Raw genomic sequence first — 18,982 nt, 5'->3', positions numbered from 1 at the left:
GCAGGCGGCAGGCGGCAGGCGGCAGGCGGCAGGCGGCAGGCGGCAGGCGGCAGGCGGCAGGCGGCAGGCGGCAGGCGGCAGGCGGCAGGCGGCAGAGCATACGCGGGGCGCGACGCGGCGGGCGGGAAGGCGCCCGCCCTGTGCCGGGCAGGCGGGGCAGTTCGCAGCGCAGAGCAGTTCGCAGCGCGGGCAGTGCACGGTGCGGGCAGCGCAGCGCTCCCCCGCTCGCCGAGAGCGGCGCGCGAGCCGACGGACCGCATCGCTGATCCAGACTCCCACCCCGGGCAGCCGACTCCCGCACCGGCACCCTGCGGCTCCCGCCGACGGCGCCCGGAACGCGGCGCGGGGGGCCGGTCCGTCGGAACGGACCGGCCCCCCGCGACCGGAGCCACGCCTCCCTGGCCGGGAGGCCACCTCATCGGTGTGTTCGCGCTGGTCTGACTACTGCATGACCGCCATGGCGAGCGCGCGGCGGGCGCGCATCGAGGCGCGCTCCGCCCGGCGCTGCATGCGGCGAGCGGTGGCCAGGCGCACCGCGCGGCGCTCCCGCTCAGCCTCGCGCAGGCGGTCGTGCATATGCGCACGCGCCAGGGCTTCTGGGATGAGTTGCATTTCTCGGGTCCTGTTCTGACGCGAGTCCTTCGCGCCCTTCGTGGTGCGGTCTTCGGGCTCGACGCCCGTGTTCTCGTGGGGGGACGGCTTCATCGGGGCCTGCTTCTGGGGGTCGTGCGTGAGGGGACGGTTGATGGTTCCTGCGGTGTTCATGCCGTGACCGGGTTCTTGCGGGGACGGCCGCGGGGCCGCTTCCGGGCGACGACGACCCCCTGCACGAACAGCTCGCCGCCCCAGACGCCCCAGGGCTCACGCCGCTCCTTGGCACCGGCGAGGCAGGCCTCGACCAGCGGACAGGTGCGGCACAGGGACTTGGCGTACTCCACGTCCGCCGGCGACTCCGCGAAGAAGACCTCCGGGTCGTAGGAACGGCAGGGGACGGGGACGCCGAGGTTCTCGATGGCGTCGTCGAGCGCGGTGAGCGGGGTGGGCGAGACGGGCGGGGTCAAGGCGGGGTCCTCCGTGGGGACGGGCTGGGGGATCGTGCCGGATGGCGGTACGGACGGGGCGTGCGCTTCGAGTTGCACGGTTGGTCTTCCTCGTCTGGTCGTCCGGCCGGTTGGCCGGTTGCGGCGTTGGTACCGGGTGCTCTGTGCTCGTCCCGAGGCGCCTGCGTGCTGTCGTTCCTGTTCGGGAAAAACAGAAGGGCCGCGGTTCCCGGATGGGGTTCCGCGGCCCTGAGGCGCCGGCCTGATCGACGATCAGGCTGGATCACTCCAGGGTTCTGGCCCACGGAAGGCCCACATCAGGTGGTGCTGCGTCGTCTGCTTCCGGAATCCGGCACCGGTAGCCGTAAAGGCATAGGCCTTGGCCTGTGCCACTACTGCCGCTTCCAGTGCCTCGGTCGGTCGCTCATCGCGCTCACGGACGGGAAGGCCCGCGGGAGCGAAGGAGGAGGACGCCAGGTGCGCGACACGGATGCCGGACGCACCGGTGCCCTGGTACGAGGCGCCGAGCATGCACAGGGAGACGGTCGAGCGGTCGCTCATTTTGGCGTTGGAGCTCTTGATGATGCTGATCACTTGACTCGCCTCCTCTCGGCGTCTCGAGGGACCGGGGTGAACCGGTCCATGGATATGTGTAAGTACAACACGGATTCAGGGCCTCGGGGAAGGCCACTGCTCCCGTGACCAAGAACCTATGGGGATTCCCCGCGCATGCGCAAACTATTTTTCCGACGAGTTCGCATCAGTCGTTCCCTTGTCCCGCGGCAATGTCCTGGCCTGCGCAGATGGCCAGCACATCCGTTCCGTAACGGGTGAGCTTGCGCGCGCCGACGCCGGGGATGCGGACGAGTTCGCGGTCGTCCTCGGGGACCGACTCGGCGATCGCCATCAGCGTCTTGTCGGTGAACACACAGAACGCGGGCTGTCCGCTGCGCTCCGCCTGGACGGCACGCCACTCGCGCAGCCGCTCGTACACCCCCTCGTCCATGTCGGAGGGACAGTCCTCGCAGCGCATCAGCTTCATCTCACCGGCGTCGGTGAGGCTGCGTCCGCAGACCCGGCAGCGGGCCGGGGTGCGCGGCACCCGGCGGGGCGCGTCCGCGGTCGTGGCGCCGCTCCACCTGCCGCGCTCCACCCCTCCGGCGCCGCCCGCGGCCGGGCGGGCCGCCGCGGTGGCGGAGCCGGGGCGCAGCCCGTGCAGGAAGCGGCTGGGGCGGCGGTTGGGACGGCTGCCGGGCGAGCGGGAGAGCGCCCAGGAGACGTGGAGGTGTTCCCGGGCGCGGGTGACACCGACGTAGAGGAGACGGCGCTCCTCCTCGATCTGCTCGTCGGTCTTTGCGTAGGTGATCGGCATCATCCCCTCGGCGACACCCACCAGGAAGACGACGTCCCACTCCAGGCCCTTGGCCGAGTGCAGGGAGGCCAGGGTGACGCCCTGGACCGTCGGGGCGTGCTGGGCGCCCGCCCGTTCGTCCAGCTCCGCGACCAGATCGGCGAGGGTCGCGCCGGGGCGGGCGGCGGTGAAGTCCTCGGCGAGGTGGACCAGGGCGGCCAGCGACTCCCAGCTCTCCCGGACGGCGCCCGACCCGGCGGGGGGCAGCGGGGTCCAGCCCTCGCCGGAGAGCACGGCGCGCACCTGGGAGGGAAGGTCGACGGCGTCGTCGAGGAGGGAGTCGTTGCCACCGAAGCGGGCGGCGGCCCGCAGGGCGGTGCCCGCCCTGCGCACCTCGGGGCGGTCGAAGAAGCGCTCGGCACCGCGCAGTTGGTAGGGGACGCCCGCGTCGGCGAGGGCCTGTTCGTAGGTCTCGGACTGGGAGTTGGTGCGGAACAGGACGGCGATCTGGGCGGCCGGGACGCCGGAGTCGACGAGTTCACGGATGCGACGGGCGGCGCCCTCGGCCTCGGACGGCTCGTCGGGATACTCGGCGTAGGCGGGCTCGGGGCCGGCGGCGCGCTGGGAGACCAGCTCCAGCCGGTGGTCGGCGGCCCGGCCCCGGGCCTGGGCGAGCAGTCCGTTGGCGAGGTGGACGACCTGGGGGGTGGAGCGGTAGTCGCGGACCAGCTTGACGACGGTGGCGCCGGGGTGGCGGACCCGGAAGTCGAGCAGATGGTCCGGGGTCGCTCCGGTGAACGAGTAGATCGTCTGGCTGGCGTCGCCGACCACGCAGAGGTCCTCGCGGTCGCCGAGCCACAGCTCCAGCAGGCGCTGCTGGAGGGGGCTGACGTCCTGGTACTCGTCGACCACGAAGTGCTGGTACTGGGCGCGGACCTGCTCGGCCACGTCCTCCCGGTCCTGGAGGACCGCGACGGTCAGCAGCAGGACGTCCTCGAAGTCGATGACGCCGCGCCCGCGCTTGAGGTCCTCGTAGGCGGCGTAGAGCTGGGCGATCTCCGCCGGGTCGCGGGGGGTGTCGCGGCCCGCTCCAGCGGCGGCGGAGGCGTAGTCGGCGGGGACGGTCTGGGTGACCTTGGACCATTCGATCTCGGCGGCGGCGTCCCGCAGCTCGCCCCGGTCGAGGCGGATGCGGCAGGCGGCGGCGGCGTCCGCGACGAGCTGGATCTTGCGGTCGGCGAGCCGGGGCATCGCGCCGCCGACCGCTTTCGGCCAGAAGTACTGGAGCTGGCGCAGCGCCGCCGAGTGGAAGGTGCGGGCCTGGACGCCCACGGCTCCGAGCTGGCGGAGCCGGCCGCGCATCTCCCCCGCGGCCCGGTTGGTGAAGGTGACGGCGAGGACGCTGGACGGCTGGAGGACCCCGGCGCGGACCCCGTAGGCGATCCGGTGGGTGATCGCCCGGGTCTTGCCCGTACCGGCTCCGGCCAGCACGCACACCGGGCCGCGCAGGGAGGTCGCCACCTCGCGCTGCTCGGGGTCGAGCCCGTCGAGCACCGCGTCGGCCGATTCCGGTACCTGCGGGAAGAGGGTGGAGTGCGTTGCTGCTGTCACACGGCCATGCTGCCAGGTCGCGGGTGACGGATGCGGCGGGCTGTCCACAGGCGGGCACCGATCGTCGTATGACCATGATGGTTCCGATGGAGAGCGCGGCCCGGCGGGAATGGCTGCGGCTTCCCGGACGTTCACCTCCTGCGGCCTCATCACAGAGCCGCCAGAAGCCGAAGGAGCGCGAGAGACATGCCGGGTACTGTGACGATGTACAGCACCACGTGGTGCGGCTACTGCCGTCGGCTGAAGAGCCAGATGGACCGCGAAGGCATCGCGTACACCGAGGTCAACATCGAGCACGACCCCGAGTCCGCCGCGTTCGTGGAGAAGGCGAACGGCGGGAACCAGACGGTGCCGACCGTGCTCTTCCCCGACGGCTCGACGCTGACGAACCCGTCGCTGGCCCAGGTGAAGCAGAAGATCGGCGCCTGAACGGACGTGCCCGCGGCCCCAGGGGGTGCCCCGGCGGGCGCGCGCCGCGGATCCGGGGCGTGAGCGTTCCGGCGGGCGCGCGGTCACAGGCATGAGGGGCGGCCCCTTCCACGGGGAGGGGCCGCCCCTCACGCCTGCGCACGGCGGCCGGAGCCGGGCGGGGGCGGCCCCGCCCGGAGCGCGCCGCACGGGCGGACCCCTCCGGGGCGTCCGCGCGGTGCCCGGGACCGGGCTCAGACCATCCCGCGGGTGGGCAGCGGCCGGCCGTACCACCGCTCGATGAGCCGGGCCGCGATCGAGATGCCGTAGGGCGGGAGCACCTCGCCGGAGGCGAAGGCGGCGCCCAGTTCCTCCCGGGAGAACCAGCGGGCCTCGTGGATCTCGTCGCCGTCGACCTGGATGTCGGTGGAGGTGGCGCGGGCCATGAAGCCCAGCATCAGGCTGGACGGGAAGGGCCAGGGCTGGCTGGCCACGTACTCCACCTCGCCGACGACGACGCCCGCCTCCTCGTGGACCTCCCGGCGCACCGACTGCTCGACGGACTCCCCGGGCTCCACGAACCCGGCGAGCGTGGAGAAGCGCCCCTCGGGCCAGTGGACCTGGCGGCCGAGCAGGATGCGGTCCTCCGCGTCGGTGACGGCCATGATCACGGCGGGGTCGGTGCGCGGGTAGTGCTCTGCGCCGCAGGCCGGGCAGCGGCGGACGTGGCCGGACGCGGCGATGACGGTGCGCTCCCCGCAGCGCGAGCAGAACCGGTGCAGCCGCTGCCAGTTCTCCAGGGCGACCGCGTGGGCCATCAGGCCCGCGTCGCGGGGCGGCAGGAGCAGCCCCGCCTCGCGCAGCCCCGCCGGGCGCGCGGACTGGTCCATGCGGCCGGGCAGGGAGTCCTTCTGGAGGGCGAAGTAGCTGACCCCGTCGCCGTCGGTGCCCAGGAAGTACCGGTGGGCCTCGGTGAGCGGGGCCTCGAAGGAGGGCGTCATGACGAGCTCGGTGCGCCCGTCGGGGGCGTCGTCGATGAGGACCTGCCCGCCGGAGACCACGAAGCAGCGCGTGGTGGGGTGGCTCCAGGCCGCCGCGAGCCATGCCTCGTCGAGCCGGTGGTGGGCGGCGCGGTCGATTCCGCTCGGGACGGTGAGCGAGATGGGACGGTCGGCGGTGGGATCGGTCCAGGTGGTCACGGGTGCTTCCAACTCCCCCGGGCAACGGTGGTGTGAGGCGGCGGTTCGGCGGGTCGTGCGGTCGGGCGGGACCGGGTCCGGGAGGGCTCGGCGGTGCGGGACGACCCCTCCAGTGTGCCCCGCGCGCCGCCGGTCCCCGGAACCGCGCGGGTGGTCAGGGGGCGTTCCGCCAGTGCTCCGCCAGGTCCTCCCACAGGTACGCCGAGGTTTCGACGCCCTTGGCCAGCAGATCGAGTTCGACCTTCTCGTTGGGGGCGTGCCAGCCGTCGGAGGGCACCGAGATGCCGAGGAAGAGCACCGGGACGTCCAGGACCTCCTGGAGGTCGGCGGCCGGTCCGGAGCCGCCTTCGCGGGTGAAGCGCACCGGCTGCTCGAAGGCCCGGCCCATGGCGCGGGTCACGGAGCGCAGGGCCGGGTGGTCCAGCGGCGTCAGGCACGGGCGGGTGGCGGAGCCGAAGACGATCTCGCAGCGGATGCCGGCGGGCACCCGGTCGGCGGCCCAGGCGCGGACCGCCTTCTCGATGTGCGCCGGGTCCTGGCCCGCGACCAGCCGGAAGGTGAGCTTGGCCATGGCGGAGGAGGGGATGACGGTCTTGCCGCCGGCGCCCTGGTAGCCGCCGCCGATGCCGTTGACCTCGGCGGTGGGGCGGGCCCAGACGCGCTCCAGGGTGGTGTGCCCGGCCTCGCCGTGGGCGGCGTGGGACCTGGCGGTGCGCAGCCACCGGTCCTCGTCGAAGGGCAGCTCGGCGAAGAGGCGGCGCTCCTGGTCGGTGAGCTCGACGACGCCGTCGTAGAAGCCGGGGACGGCGACCCGGGCGTCCTCGTCGTGGAGGGCGGCGATGAGGCGGGCGAGGGCGGTGGCGGGGTTGGGGACCGCGCCGCCGAAGGAGCCGGAGTGGATGTCCTGGTCGGGGCCGTAGAGCCGGACCTCGCACTCGGCGAGGCCGCGCATGCCGGTGCACACCGTCGGGGTGTCCTCGGCCCACATGCCCGTGTCGGAGACGATCACCGCGTGGGCGGCGAGCCGTCCGGCGCGCTCCTCCACCAGGGCGCGGAAGTGCGGGGAGCCGGATTCCTCCTCGCCCTCGATCAGGAGCTTGAGGGTGACCGCGGGGGCGGTGCGGCCGGTGGCGGCGAGGTGGGCGCGGACGCCGAGGGTGTGCATGAACACCTGGCCCTTGTCGTCGGCGGCCCCGCGCGCGTAGAGGCGGTTCCCGCGGACGACGGGCTCGAAGGGGTCGCTGTCCCAGCCGTCCGCGACGGCAGCGGGCTGCACGTCGTGGTGGCCGTAGACGAGGACGACCGGGGCCCCGGGGTCCTGCGCGGGCCACTCGGCGAAGACGGCCGGGGCGCCGGGGGTGGGCCAGACCTCGACGGTCGGGAAGCCGGTCTCGCGGAGCTTGGCGGCGAGCCAGTCGGCGCTGCGGCGTACGTCCTCGGCGTGGTCGGGCTGGGCCGACACGGAGGGGATGCGCAACCAGGCGGCGAGGTCGTCCAGGAAGACTGCGCGGTGCCGGTCGACGTACGCACGGACGGCGCTGACGGCATTGTCAACGGGCTTGCTCATGCCCACGAGCCTATCGGCCCGCGCGGACCCCCCGGCCGTGCGAGGTGTCGTCGGGACCGTGCGATGCGTCACCAGCGTCCCCGGTGAGCAGCAGCCGCTCCAGCCCGGCCCGGTCCGGCAGCCCCTCGGGGTGCACGACCTCGCCGGTGCGTACGTAGACGAAGGCGGCCGTGACGGACTCCAGGGGGACGTTCCGCTGCTCCGCCCAGGCGAGGCGGTACACGGCGAGCTGGAGGGGGTCGGCCTCGTGGACGCGGTGCGTCTTCCAGTCGACGATCTCGTACCGGGCCGTGTCCCCCTCCTCCGCGCGGTAGACGGCGTCGATGCGTCCGCGCACCACGCGCCCGGCCAGGGAGAGCTGGAAGGGCGCCTCCACCCGGTACGGGGTGCGGCGCGCGTACGCGGTGCGCTCGAAGGCGTCCTTGAGGAACTCCAGGTCGCGCTCGTCGGCGATCTCGGCGTCGCCGCCGGGCAGCTCGTCGGGTTCCAGCATGGGCAGGGCCAGGGCTTCGAAGCGGGCCTCGATCCAGGCGTGGAAGCGGGTGCCGCGGCGTGCGGCGGGCTGGGGCGGGCGGGGCATGGGGCGGGCCAGCTCCTGCGCGAAGCCGTCCGGGTCGGCGGCGAGGCGCAGCACCTGGGAGGCGGTCAGCGCGGCCGGCAGCGGCACCTCGGTCACGCCCCGGCGGGCACGCAGCAGTTCGCCGGTGAGGGCGTCGAGGTCGCGGTCCCAGGAGGCGATGGCGCGGGCCTCCTCGGGGGTGGGGCGGGCGGTCTCCCGGGTCCCCGCGGGTCCGGACGGTCCGGGGGGCGGGGCCTGGTGCGGGACGGTGGGGGCGGGCCGCCGCGCGGGGGCGGCGGGACGGTCCGCCGTCCAGGAGTGCCAGTCGGCGGTGTCGTCCGAACCGTCGGAGGGTCCGCGGGGGTCCTCGTCCGGGGGGAGGGTCTCCTCGTCGGCGAAGGGCTCGTCGTCCGGGGGGAGGGTCTCCTCGTCGGCGAAGGGCTCGTCGTCCGGCGCGGGGGGCCGGCCGGGGGTGGCACCGGTGGGCGGGGCGGCGGGCGCGGACGGGTCCTGGGCGGCGCCCGCCGACGGGAGGGACTCCAGGTGGGCCAGTACCGTCGCGGCGGCGGCGCGGCGGCGGGCCAGCGCCTCGCCGTCCAGGGGCAGCGGCCAGGCCCGGTCGGCGGCGCCCGCCCGGAGGGCCGGGTTCTCCTCGTCGGGGGCGGGTTCGCCGGCCCAGGCCTCGATCTCGCCGTGTCCGGCGGCGCAGTGGTCATGGAGGGCGGTGAGGAAGTCCGAGGGGCCGCGCCGCCGCTTCTGGCTGGGCCCCCACCAGTGGCCGGAGCCGAGCAGCAGGGAGCGGGGCCGGGTGAAGGTGACGTAGCCGAGGCGGAGTTCCTCGGTGTGCTGGTGGTCCTTCATGGCCCCGTGGAAGTCCTTGAGGCCCTTGGCGTCCCAGGAGGCGACGTCCGGGAGCGTGTCGGCGTCGCCGCGCAGCCCGTGCGGCAGGACCCGGCCCTGGGCGGTCCACTTCTCGCGCCCCTGGCCGCTGGGGAAGGTGCCCGTGACCAGGCCGGGGACGGCGACGACGTCCCACTCCAGCCCCTTGGAGCGGTGTGCGGTGAGCACCTTGACGGTGTTCTCGCCGCCGGGCAGCGCGTTGTCGAGGCCCTTCTCGTACTGGGCGGCGGTGCGCAGGAAGCCGAGGAAGGCGAGCAGGGTGGCCTCGCCGTCGCCCGCCGCGAAGGAGGCGGCGACGTCCAGGAAGTTCGACAGGGTCTCGCGGCGGCGGGCCGCCAGGGCGTGCGGGGACGCCGACAGCTCGACCTCCAGGCCGGTGACGGCCAGGACCCGGTGCAGGACGTCCATCAGCGGGTCGGACAGGGAGCGGCGCAGGTCGCGCAGTTCCGCGGCGAGGCGGGCGAACCGGACCCGGGCGTCCGGCGAGAAGGGCAGCCGGTCGTCGTCCCCGGTGCCGTCGAGGGGGCTCTCCAGGAAGGTGTCGAGGGCGTCCGCGAGCGAGACCACCTCGGCGGGGTCGACGCCCTCGACGGCCGCCGCGAGCCGCCGGTCGGGGTCGTCGCCGCCGTCCGCGCCGGCGTGGCTCACCAGGAGCCGCGCGCGGCGGCCCAGGAGGGCGAGGTCGCGCGGGCCGATGCGCCAGCGCGGGCCGGTGAGCAGGCGGACCAGGGAGGCGTTGGCGCCGGGGTCCTGGAGGACCTCGCAGACGGCGACCAGATCGGCCACCTCGGGCAGGTGCAGGAGCCCGGAGAGGCCCACCACCTCGACGGGGACGTCCCGGGCGACCAGTGCGCCCTGGATCTCCCCGAAGTCGGCGGCCGTGCGGCACAGGACGGCGATCTCGCCGGGGGCGGTGCCGGTGCGCACGAGGTGGGCGACGGAGTCCGCGAGCCAGGCGGTCTCCTCGGCGTGGGTGGGGAGCAGGGCGCAGCGGACGGTGCCGTCGCGCTCGGCGCCGGGGGCGGGGCGCAGTGCCTCCACGCCCGCGTGCATGGCGCGCAGGGGGGCGGCGAGGCCGTTGGCGAGGTCCAGCAGGCGGCCTCCGCTGCGGCGGTTCTCGCTGAGCGCCTGGCGGGTGGCGGGGGTGCCGTCGGCGTGCGGGAAGTGCTCGGGGAAGTCGTCGAGGTTGGCGACGGAGGCGCCGCGCCAGCCGTAGATGGCCTGGCAGGGGTCGCCGACGGCGGTCACGGGGTGCCCGGTACCGCCGCCGAACAGGCCCGCCAGGAGGATCCGCTGGGCGACGGAGGTGTCCTGGTACTCGTCGAGGAGGACCACGCGGAACTCGTCGCGCAGGACGCGGCCCACTTCGGGCAGCCCGGCGAGCCGGGCGGACAGGGCGATCTGGTCGCCGAAGTCGAGCAGGTCGCGGTCGCGCTTGGCGGCCCGGTAGCGGCCGACGAGCCCGGCGAGCTCCCGGCGGGCGGCGGCGGCCTCGGGGACCTTGCGCAGCTCGGCGTTGGTGAGCCGGGCGCCCGCCAGGACGTCCAGCAGGCCGGTGTCCCAGCGGCTCAGTTCCTCGGGCGTCACCAGGTGCTCGGACAGCTCGGCGTCGAGGGCGAGGAGGTCCCCGACCAGATCGGGGAAGGAGCGGGTGAGGGACGGGTAGGGGCCGGGGGCCTCGCGCAGGACGCGCGCGGCGAGCTGGTAGCGGGTGGCGTCGGCGAGCAGCCGGGAGCTGGGCTCCAGGCCGAGGCGCAGACCGTGGTCGGCCAGGAGGCGGCCCGCGAAGGAGTGGTACGTGGAGATCACCGGTTCGCCGGGCGGATCGTCCGGGTCGATCACGTCCGGGTCGGTGACGCCGGCCCGGACCAGGGCCTTGCGGACGCGCTCCGACAGCTCTCCGGCGGCCTTGTTGGTGAAGGTCAGGCCGAGCACCTGCTCCGGGGCGACCCGGCCGGTGCCGACCAGCCAGACCACGCGGGCCGCCATGACCGTGGTCTTGCCCGACCCGGCTCCGGCCACGATGACCTGCGGGGCGGGCGGCGCGACGATGCAGGCCGTCTGCTCCGGCGTGAACGGGATGCCGAGGAGCTCTTTGAGCTGCTCGGGGTCGGTGATGCGAGCGGGCACCCCAAGAGGCTAACGGCGCGCGCCGACAACGGGCGCCGCGTTCCGCGCGGGACCGGACGAAGCCCGGGTGGGCGGGGGCGGGTTCCGGCACGGGGGCGCGGTCCGGGCGCGGGACGGTGGCTCCCCTGCGCCGGGGCACGGGGCGGGGGCCGGGCTTGGGGTCACGGACCCCGCGGGCGCCCTCCGGATTCGCGGTGGCGGCTCCGGGGCCGTGCTCACTCCACGATGTGCCGTCCCTCGGGCCGGGCGCTGCACGAGGCCCGGAAGGCGCAGTGGGTGCAGTGCTGGCCCGTGGCCGGGGTGAACCGTTCGTCGAGCACCTTGCCCGCGGCCACGGCCAGCAGGTCGCCGACCCACTCCCCCTCCGGGCCCTCCAGGGAGTCCTGCGCCTGCACCTTGGGCAGGGTCTCGCCGCCGTCCCGCTTGGCCGCGCCCTGGCGGAGCTGGACGAGTTCCGCGCCCCCGGGCGCGGGCCGCGCACCGCCGAAGGCCTCGTCGACGGCGCCCTCGCGGACGGCGAGCTGGTACACGGCGAGCTGGGGGTGGCGGGCCACCTCGGCGGCGGTGGGCGCCTGCCTGCCCGTCTTGAAGTCGACGACGTAGGCGCGCCCGTCGCCGTCGGCCTCGACCCGGTCCATCTGGCCGCGGATGCGCACCCGGTGCTCACCGGCCTCCAGGGTCACGTCGAAGTCGTGCTCGCTGACCACGGGGGTGCGTCCGGCGCGGTCCATGACGTGCCACTGGAGGAAGCGTTCGAGCGCGGCGCGCGCGTCGGCCTTCTCCTGCTCCGACTTCCACGGCGCGTCGAAGGCGAGCGCGTTCCACACCGAGTCCAGGCGCTCCATGAGGACGTCGAGATCGGCGGCGGTGCGCCCGGAGGCGACCTCGTCGGCGAGGACGTGCACGACGTTGCCGAAGCCCTGGGCGGCGGTCGCGGGGGCGTCGGCCTTCACCTCGCGGCCCAGGAACCAGCGCAGGGCGCAGGTGTTGGCGAGCTGGTCCAGGGCGCTGCCGGAGAGTGTGACGGGCTGGTCCCGGTCGCGCAGCGGCACCGTGCTCTCGGTCGGGTCCCACATGCCCCACCAGCGGTGGGGGTGGGCGGACGGCACCAGGGGGCGGCCGTCCTCGTCGGCGAGGGCGGCGAGCCGGGCCAGCCGCCGGGCGGCGGCCTCCCGCAGGACGTCCGAGACGCGCGGGTCGACGGTGGTGGCGCGCAGCTCCGCGACGAGCGCCGCGACGGCGAGGGGGCGGCGCGGACGGGCGGTGACGTCGGAGGGTTCCACGCCGAGTTCGGTCAGGAACCGGGAGGGCTGGTCGCCGTCGTCGGCCGGTGCCTTCACCGCGGTCACGACCAGGCGCTCGCGCGCGCGGGTGGCGGCGACGTAGAACAGGCGGCGCTCCTCGGCGAGCAGGGCGCCGGGGGTGAGCGGTTCGGCGAGGCCGTCGCGTCCGATGCGGTCGGCCTCCAGGAGGGAGCCCCGGCGGCGCAGGTCCGGCCACAGGCCCTCCTGGACGCCCGCCACGACCACCAGCCGCCATTCCAGGCCCTTGGAGCGGTGGGCGGTCATCAGACGTACGGCGTCGGGGCGCAGGGCGCGCCGGGTGAGGGTGTCGGCGGCGATGTCCGCCGCGTCGATGTCCTCCAGGAAGTTGAGGGCGCCCCGGCCCCCGGTGCGCTCCTCCGCGCGCGCGGCGGTCGCGAAGAGGGCGCACACGGCGTCGAGGTCGCGGTCGGCGTTGCGCCCGGCGGGGCCGCCGCGGCGGGCGGACCGTTCGAGGCGGGCGGGCCAGGGCGTGCCCTCCCAGAGGTCCCAGAGGGCCTCCTCGGCGCTGCCGCCGGCGGCCAGGCGCTCGCGGGCCCGGCGCAGCAGCGCGCCGAGCCGCTGGGCGCCGCGGGCGTACGCCGGGTCGTGCACGGTGAGCCGTTCCGGCTCGGCGAGGGCGCGGGCGAGCAGGTCGTCGGAGGGGGCGGGCAGCGGATTGCCCGCGGCCCGCTCCTCGTCGCGCAGGGCGCGCCCGAGGCGGCGCAGGTCGGCGGCGTCCATACCGGCGAGGGGGGAGGTCAGCAGGGTGAGCGCGGTCTCGGTGTCGAGCCAGCAGGGCCGGGGGGTGCCGGGCTCGGTGACGGTGTCCGGGCCGGCGGCGGTGTCGGCGGTGTCCGGGGCGGCGTCGGCGATGCCCGTGGCCGGGGCGGCGCCAGTGGCGACCGGGCGGGTGACGGTGTCGGCGGCGGTGTCCGTGGCCGGGGCGGTGCCCATGGCGGCGGACACATCGGAGGCGGCCGTTCCGCCCGGCGTGGCGGTCATGTCGGAGGCGGTCGTTCCGCCCGAGGCGGCGGCTCTGTCCGTGTCCGCTGCCGCACTCCCGTCGGCGTCCGTTCCGGTGGCATCGGCCGCCGTGTCCGCGTCGGTGGCCGCGCGCGCCCCGGCGGCGGCCGAGTCCGTGACGGCGGCGGAGGCAGTGGCAGAGGCAGTGGCAGAGGCCACGTCGGCCGCTGTCCCCGCGTCGCCGGTCGCGGCGCGGGTCCCCGTCCCGTCCCCAAAAGCACCGCCCGCGTCCCCTGCGCAGTCCGCGCCCGTCACGCCGTCCGCGCCCGTCACACCGCCGGTACGCGCGCCGTCCGCGTCAGTGCCCCCGGCCTCCCCGGAGTCGCCTGCCCCCGCGCGGGCGCGCGGGCGGGCACCCGGGGCGTCGGCCGCCTCCGCCGAGGCCACCGCGCGCAGGGCGGTCAGCAGGGGGGCCACCGCCGGTTCGTGGCGCAGCGGGATGTCGTCGCCGTCGATGTCCAGGGGGACGCCCGCCGAGGTGAGGGCGCGGCGGACCGCCGGGATGCCCCGGGACCCGGCGCGCACCAGGACGGCCATCTCGCCCCAGGGGACCCCGTCCTCCAGGTGGGCCCGGCGCAGGATGTCCGCGATGTTGTCCAGCTCGGTGCCGGAGGTCGGGTAGGTGTGCACCTCGACGCGGCCCCCGTCCCGGTCGGGAAGGAGGTCCCGGTGGGCGCGCGCCTTGTCGGCGGGGAGCCGGGTGAGCGGCATCCGCCGGGTGAGCAGCCGGGTGGCGGCCAGCAGCGCGGCACCGGAGCGGCGGGAGGTGCGCAGCACCTCGACCGGTGCGGGGCGGCCGTCCGCGCGCGGGAAGGCGTGCGGGAAGCCGAGGATGCCGTTCACGTCGGCGCCCCGGAAGGCGTAGATCGACTGGTCGGGGTCGCCGAGGGCGACGAGGGTGCGCCCGCCCCCGGCCAAGGCGTGCAGCAGCCGCACCTGGGCGGGGTCGGTGTCCTGGTACTCGTCGACGTAGACGGCGTCGTAGCGCGCCGACAGCTCCGCGGCGACCTCCGGGCGGTGGGCGAGGAGCACCGCGCGGTGGACCAGTTCCGCGTAGTCGAGCACGCCCTGGAGGTCGAGCACGTCCAGGTACTCCGCGAGGAAGACCGCCGCCGCGCGCCAGTCGGGGCGCCCGATGCCCCGGGCGAAGTCCTCCAGGGCGTCCGGTCCGAGCCCCAGTTCCCGGCTGCGCGCGAGGACGGCGCGGACCTCGTCGGCGAAACCCCGGGTGGTCAGGCAGGCGCGCAGTTCGTCGGGCCAGCGCACATGGGCGAGGCCGAGCCGCTCCAGGTCCGCCTGTCCGGCGAGCAGCTCGCGCACCGCCACGTCCTGCTCGGGTCCGGACAGCAGGCGCAGCGGTTCGACGAACAGCTCGCTGTCCTGGTGGGCGCGGACCAGGGCGTAGCCGAAGGAGTGGAAGGTGGTGGCCCGGGGGGCGCGCGCGGCGCCCATGCGCAGCGCCATGCGGTCGCGCAGTTCGACGGCCGCCTTGCGGCTGAAGGTGAGCACCAGGATGCGTTCCGGGTCACCGCCCCGGGCGATCCGGTCGGCCACGGACTCGACGAGCGTGGTGGTCTTGCCGGTTCCGGGACCGGCCAGGACCAGCAGGGGCCCGGTGCGGTGGTCAACCACGGCGCGCTGCGCGGCGTCCAGGCGAGGGGGGTGCCTCCGCTCGGGTGGGGTACGGACCAGTCGGTAAGCGCCACGGTCACCCCGACGCCCCTGGGGGGGCGGCAGGCGCCTGGTGGAGGAAGAGGAGCTCACGTGGTTCGCCGGTCCTGGTGGGTGTGCGGGTGGGCCTTGCGTCCCTCGGTGACGGCGGCGGCCCCGGGACGAGGAGGACGCGCCCGGCCGACGCTACGCCGTCCGGACGGCCGGAGGCGGGGCCTCCCCCTCCTTCCCCCCGGACTCCCGGCCGCCCCGGTCGTCGTCGGCGCCCCGGACGCGCGGAACGCCGGGGCCGTGCGGGACGCCCGGACCGGGGGGAGACCGGCGGCCGGCCGACCGCCTCCCGGGCGGCGGGGCCGCCCGGTCCGCGCGGGCCGGGCTCATCCCCCGCCCCACGAACGTACGCCATCCCGGGGACGTGCCCGGTCCGTCCCGGTTCCCCCGTACGGACCATCCACCGCCCCCTGGCACGCGGTGCGCCGGAAGCTGTCAGGTGTGATCCTTCGCGCGCTCCCCGCCGTCCCACCGGGCCCGCCCCAGATCCAGCCGGGGCACATGGCCCGTGGTGGAGCGGCCCGCCTCCCGCAGGGCCGTGCCCTCCTCCCGGTAGTGGGCGAGGGCCTCCAGCTCGTGGCCCGCGAGCAGGCAGCCGTCCGCGCGGACCACACGCCACCAGGGGACCCCGCCCCCGTAGAGGGACATCACCCGCCCGACCTGCCGGGGCCCGCCCTCCCCGAGCCACTCGGCCACATCGCCGTAGGTCATGACGCGGCCCGGCGGAATCAGATCGGCCACGTCCAGGACCCGCTCGGCGTACTCGGGCAGCGCGTCGGCGTACTCCGGCCGGGCGTCCTCCGGAAGACCGCGCTCACTCGGAAGGCTGTGCTCGCTCACCCGCCCCATCCTGCCGCACCCCACCGACAGCCCGGCCCGCGCACGGGTGGCAGGGATGCGGCGCTCGCCCGGGGGCGGCGCTTCCGGCAGACTGTGCCGCCCGCATGGGCACCCTGATGCCCCCGGGTGGCGGCGCGGCATGCCACCATCGTGCGGTTGACGACCGACCTGGGACACGAGAGCAAGAAGAGGCGATGAAGCAGCAGGGTGCGCACCCCGAGGACGCCGAGGGCACCTCTGACGCCTCGTCGCGCCCCGGCGCCCCCGGGACGGACGGCGACGGCACCGGCGGGCGCCCGCGCGGGAGCGGATCGGTGCGGGCCGCCGACCCGACCGACGTGGCGCACATCGACGAGGTGGAGGGCGACGAACCGCTGCTCCCCGCGCGCGTGCACCGGCCCTCCGACCTGATGCGGCTCCTGGTGGGCGTGCTCGCCGTCGGCGTGCTGCTCGCCGTGGCCGCCTTCGCCCACGGCACAACCTCCGGCCTCGAACAGGACATCAACAAGGGCACCGGACAAGCCCCCGACCTGCTCATCAAGATCGCGGGGCTGGCCTCCAGCATCGCGATCCTGCTGGTCCCGGTCGCCTTCGCGATCGAGCGGCTGGTCAAACGGGACGGCCTGCGGATCGCCGACGGGGTGCTCGCGGCCGTCCTGGCGCACGGCGTGACGCTCGCCACCGACCTGTGGGTGGCCAACGGCGCCCCGGAGTCCATCCAGGAGGCGCTCACCCAGCCCTCCCCCGGCGGCGGACACGCGCTCACCGACCCCGTGCACGGCTACCTGGCGCCGGTCATCGCCTACATGACGGCGGTCGGCATGTCCCGCAGACCCCGCTGGCGGGCGGTGCTGTGGATCGTGCTGCTCCTGGACGCCTTCTCGATGCTCGTCACCGGGTACACCACCCCGTTCTCGATCATCCTGACGGTCCTCATCGGATGGACCGTGGCCTACGGCACCCTGTACGCGGTCGGCTCCCCCAACGTCCGCCCCACCGGCAGGACCCTGATGGCGGGCCTGCGGACGGTCGGCTTCCACCCGGTGACCGCCGCGCGCGAGGAGGCCCCGGCGGACAGCGCCGAGAGCGGGGACCGGGGGCGGCGGTACTTCGTCACCCTGGAGGACGGTCCGCCGCTGGACGTCACCGTGGTGGACCGGGAGCAGCAGGCGCAGGGCTTCTTCTACCGTGCCTGGCGCAACCTCACCCTGCGCGGCTTCGCCACCCGGCGCAGCTTCCCGTCCCTGCGCCAGGCCCTGGAGCAGGAGGCGCTGCTCGCCTACGCGGCCATCGCGGCCGGTGCCAACGCGCCCAAGCTGATCGCGACCTCGGAACTGGGCCCGGACGCCGTGATGCTCGTCTACGAGCACACCGGCGGGCGCACCCTGGACTCGCTGGCGGACGACGAGATCACCGACGCGCTGCTGCGCGGCACCTGGGAGCAGGTCCGGTCACTCCAGTCCCGGCGGATCGCGCACCGCAGGCTGGTGGGGGACGCGATCCTGGTGGATCGTTCCGGCACGGTGATCCTCACCGATCTGCGCATCGGCGAGATCGCGGCGGGCGATCTGCTGCTGCGCATGGACATCTCCCAGCTCCTGGTGACCCTGGGGCTGCGGGTGGGCGCCGAGCGGGCGGTGGCGTCGGCGGTGGAGGTGCTCGGCCCGGACGCGGTGGCGGACTGCCTGCCGATGCTCCAGCCGATCGCGCTCAGCCGCTCCACCCGGGCCACCCTGCGCAGACTCGCCCGCGAGCGGGCGGAGCGGGAGCGGGAGGCCGTCCTGGAGTCGTCGCGGCTGGCCAAGCAGGCCCGCGCGGAGGCCGCGGAGGTGGGGGCGACGGCCGTCGTCGAGGAGCCCGTGCCGGAGGGCCCCGCCCCGGACCGGCGCGACCGCAAGCACGAACGGCACGACAAGAAGGCCGGCAAGAAGGCCGTGCGCGCCGAGCAGCGGGCCGAGAAGCGGGCCGTCGACGAGGCCGTGGAGGAGGCCCGCGAGGAGGACCTGCTCACCTTGATCCGGCACGCGGTGCTGCGCATCAGGCCGCAGGCGCCGGTGGAGCCGGCCCGCCTGGAGCGGGTCCGGCCGCGCACGCTGATCAGCTTCATCGCCGGCGCGATCGGCGCCTACTTCCTGCTGACTCAGCTCACCCACATCGAGTTCGGTCCGCTGATCGCGAACGCGCAGTGGGGCTGGGTGGCCGCCGCCGTGCTGTTCTCGGCGGCCAGCTACGTGGCGGCGGCGATGTCCCTGCTGGGGTTCGTGCCCGAGCGGGTGCCGTTCCCGAGGACCGTTGCGGCGCAGGTCGCCGGATCGTTCGTGAAGATCGTCGCGCCCCCGGCGGTCGGCGGCGTCGCGCTGAACACGCGCTTCCTCCAGCGCGCGGGCGTGCGGCCGGGGCTCGCGGTGGCCAGCGTCGGCGCCTCGCAGTTGTTCGGACTGGGCTGCCACATCCTGATGCTGATGTCGTTCGGTTATCTGACCGGCACGGAGAAGACGCCGTCCCTGTCCCCCTCCCGGACGGTCATCGCGGGCCTGCTGACGGTGGCGGTGCTGGTCCTGGTGGTCACCTCCGTGCCGTTCCTGCGGAAGTTCGTCGTGACACGGGTGCGGTCGCTGTTCGCCGGGGTCGTGCCGCGCATGCTCGACGTGCTCCAGCGGCCGCAGAAGCTGGTCACCGGCATCGGCGGCATGCTGCTGCTCACCGGCTGCTTCGTGATGTGCCTGGACGCCTCGATCCGCGCCTTCGGGGACGAGACCTCGTCGATCAGCCTGGCCAGCGTGGCCGTCGTCTTCCTCGCGGGGAACGCGCTGGGCTCCGCGGCCCCCACCCCGGGCGGCGTGGGGGCGGTAGAGGCCACCCTGACGGTCGGTCTGATCGCGGTGGGCCTGCCCAAGGAGGTCGCTGCCCCGGCGGTGCTGCTGTTCCGGCTGCTCACCCTGTGGCTGCCGGTGCTGCCGGGATGGCTCGCCTTCAACCACCTGTCCCGCAAGGAAGCGCTGTAGCGACCGGGTCGCCCGGGCAGCCCGGTTCGTCGAGGCCGCCGGGGCCGCCGAGGTCCTCGCAGCGGCCCGCTCGCGCCAGAGCGGCGACCCGCGCGCCAGATGTGCCGGAGCGCTCCCGCGCAGGCGGGCGGTGCATGAGCGGCCCTCCGCAGGCGGGCGGGGCCTGAGCGGTCCCCCGCGCCCGCGGGCTACGCGCGGCCCGTCCCGCGCGCCGGGAACCGTACGGCGGCGCGCGCCCGCTCCCCCGGGGCGGCCGGTCGGGTCCCGGACGCGCCCCGGCCCGCTCCCGCCCCGCCCGGTCCCTCGTACGGCCCCCGTCCCGG

11 protein-coding genes are annotated in these 18,982 nt (G+C 75.4%); 2 read left to right on the top strand and 9 right to left on the bottom strand.

The annotated features are described in order from the left end of the window. Positions 1-441: 441 nt before the first annotated feature. The 4 genes from GTY84_RS17715 to GTY84_RS17700 form a co-directional block, all read right to left on the bottom strand. Positions 442-765 carry a hypothetical protein gene (locus tag GTY84_RS17715; RefSeq protein ID WP_161227263.1) on the bottom strand — a complete coding sequence of 108 codons (324 nt, stop codon included), beginning with the start codon at positions 763-765 and terminating at the stop codon, positions 442-444. After that, positions 762-1,139, bottom strand: coding sequence for a WhiB family transcriptional regulator (locus tag GTY84_RS17710; protein ID WP_161227262.1), 378 nt, complete (start codon positions 1,137-1,139; stop codon positions 762-764). Before GTY84_RS17710 ends, GTY84_RS17715 begins: the two co-directional genes overlap by 4 nt. Positions 1,140-1,313: 174 nt before the next feature. After that, positions 1,314-1,634, bottom strand: a complete 321-nt coding sequence (locus GTY84_RS17705; RefSeq protein WP_161227261.1) for a hypothetical protein — start codon at positions 1,632-1,634, stop codon at positions 1,314-1,316. Between the two features lie 166 nt (positions 1,635-1,800). Further along, positions 1,801-4,002 (bottom strand): ATP-dependent DNA helicase UvrD2, encoded by a 2,202-nt coding sequence (locus GTY84_RS17700; RefSeq protein ID WP_161227260.1) that lies wholly within the window; start codon positions 4,000-4,002, stop codon positions 1,801-1,803. Positions 4,003-4,188: 186 nt separating this feature from the next. Between GTY84_RS17700 and GTY84_RS17695 the strand changes: the two genes are divergently transcribed. Further along, the gene (locus GTY84_RS17695; RefSeq protein WP_161227259.1) at positions 4,189-4,431 is read left to right on the top strand and encodes a mycoredoxin; all 243 of its coding nucleotides are present in this window, start codon (positions 4,189-4,191) and stop codon (positions 4,429-4,431) included. A 233-nt stretch (positions 4,432-4,664) separates the two neighbouring features. Here the strand turns inward: GTY84_RS17695 and nudC are convergent, their stop codons facing one another. The 5 genes from nudC to GTY84_RS17670 all read right to left on the bottom strand — a co-directional run bounded on the left by nudC (position 4,665) and on the right by GTY84_RS17670 (position 15,663). Further along, positions 4,665-5,609 carry an NAD(+) diphosphatase gene (gene nudC / locus GTY84_RS17690; protein ID WP_161227258.1) on the bottom strand — a complete coding sequence of 315 codons (945 nt, stop codon included), beginning with the start codon at positions 5,607-5,609 and terminating at the stop codon, positions 4,665-4,667. 154 nt (positions 5,610-5,763) lie between these two features. After that, a complete protein-coding gene (locus GTY84_RS17685; protein WP_161227257.1) occupies positions 5,764-7,176 on the bottom strand; it encodes a dipeptidase in 1,413 nt (470 codons plus the stop codon). A gap of 10 nt (positions 7,177-7,186) precedes the next feature. Then, positions 7,187-10,765, bottom strand: coding sequence for a UvrD-helicase domain-containing protein (locus GTY84_RS17680; RefSeq protein ID WP_161227256.1), 3,579 nt, complete (start codon positions 10,763-10,765; stop codon positions 7,187-7,189). Positions 10,766-10,980: 215 nt separating this feature from the next. Next, positions 10,981-14,856 carry a UvrD-helicase domain-containing protein gene (locus GTY84_RS17675; RefSeq protein ID WP_161227255.1) on the bottom strand — a complete coding sequence of 1,292 codons (3,876 nt, stop codon included), beginning with the start codon at positions 14,854-14,856 and terminating at the stop codon, positions 10,981-10,983. Positions 14,857-15,249: 393 nt separating this feature from the next. Continuing rightward, positions 15,250-15,663 carry an MGMT family protein gene (locus tag GTY84_RS17670; protein ID WP_275941184.1) on the bottom strand — a complete coding sequence of 138 codons (414 nt, stop codon included), beginning with the start codon at positions 15,661-15,663 and terminating at the stop codon, positions 15,250-15,252. Between the two features lie 185 nt (positions 15,664-15,848). On the opposite strand from GTY84_RS17670, the gene GTY84_RS17665 reads away from it, so the two are divergent. Further along, on the top strand, positions 15,849-18,659 hold the full coding sequence (locus GTY84_RS17665) for a lysylphosphatidylglycerol synthase transmembrane domain-containing protein (RefSeq protein WP_161227253.1): 2,811 nt from the start codon (positions 15,849-15,851) through the stop codon (positions 18,657-18,659). The last annotated feature ends 323 nt before the right edge of the window (positions 18,660-18,982 follow it).

This window comes from Streptomyces sp. SID8352 (genome assembly GCF_009862265.1).
GTDB lineage: Bacteria > Actinomycetota > Actinomycetes > Streptomycetales > Streptomycetaceae > Streptomyces.
The sequence above is the reverse complement of the archived record's forward strand: the minus strand, read 5'-3'. Positions and strand labels throughout refer to the sequence as shown.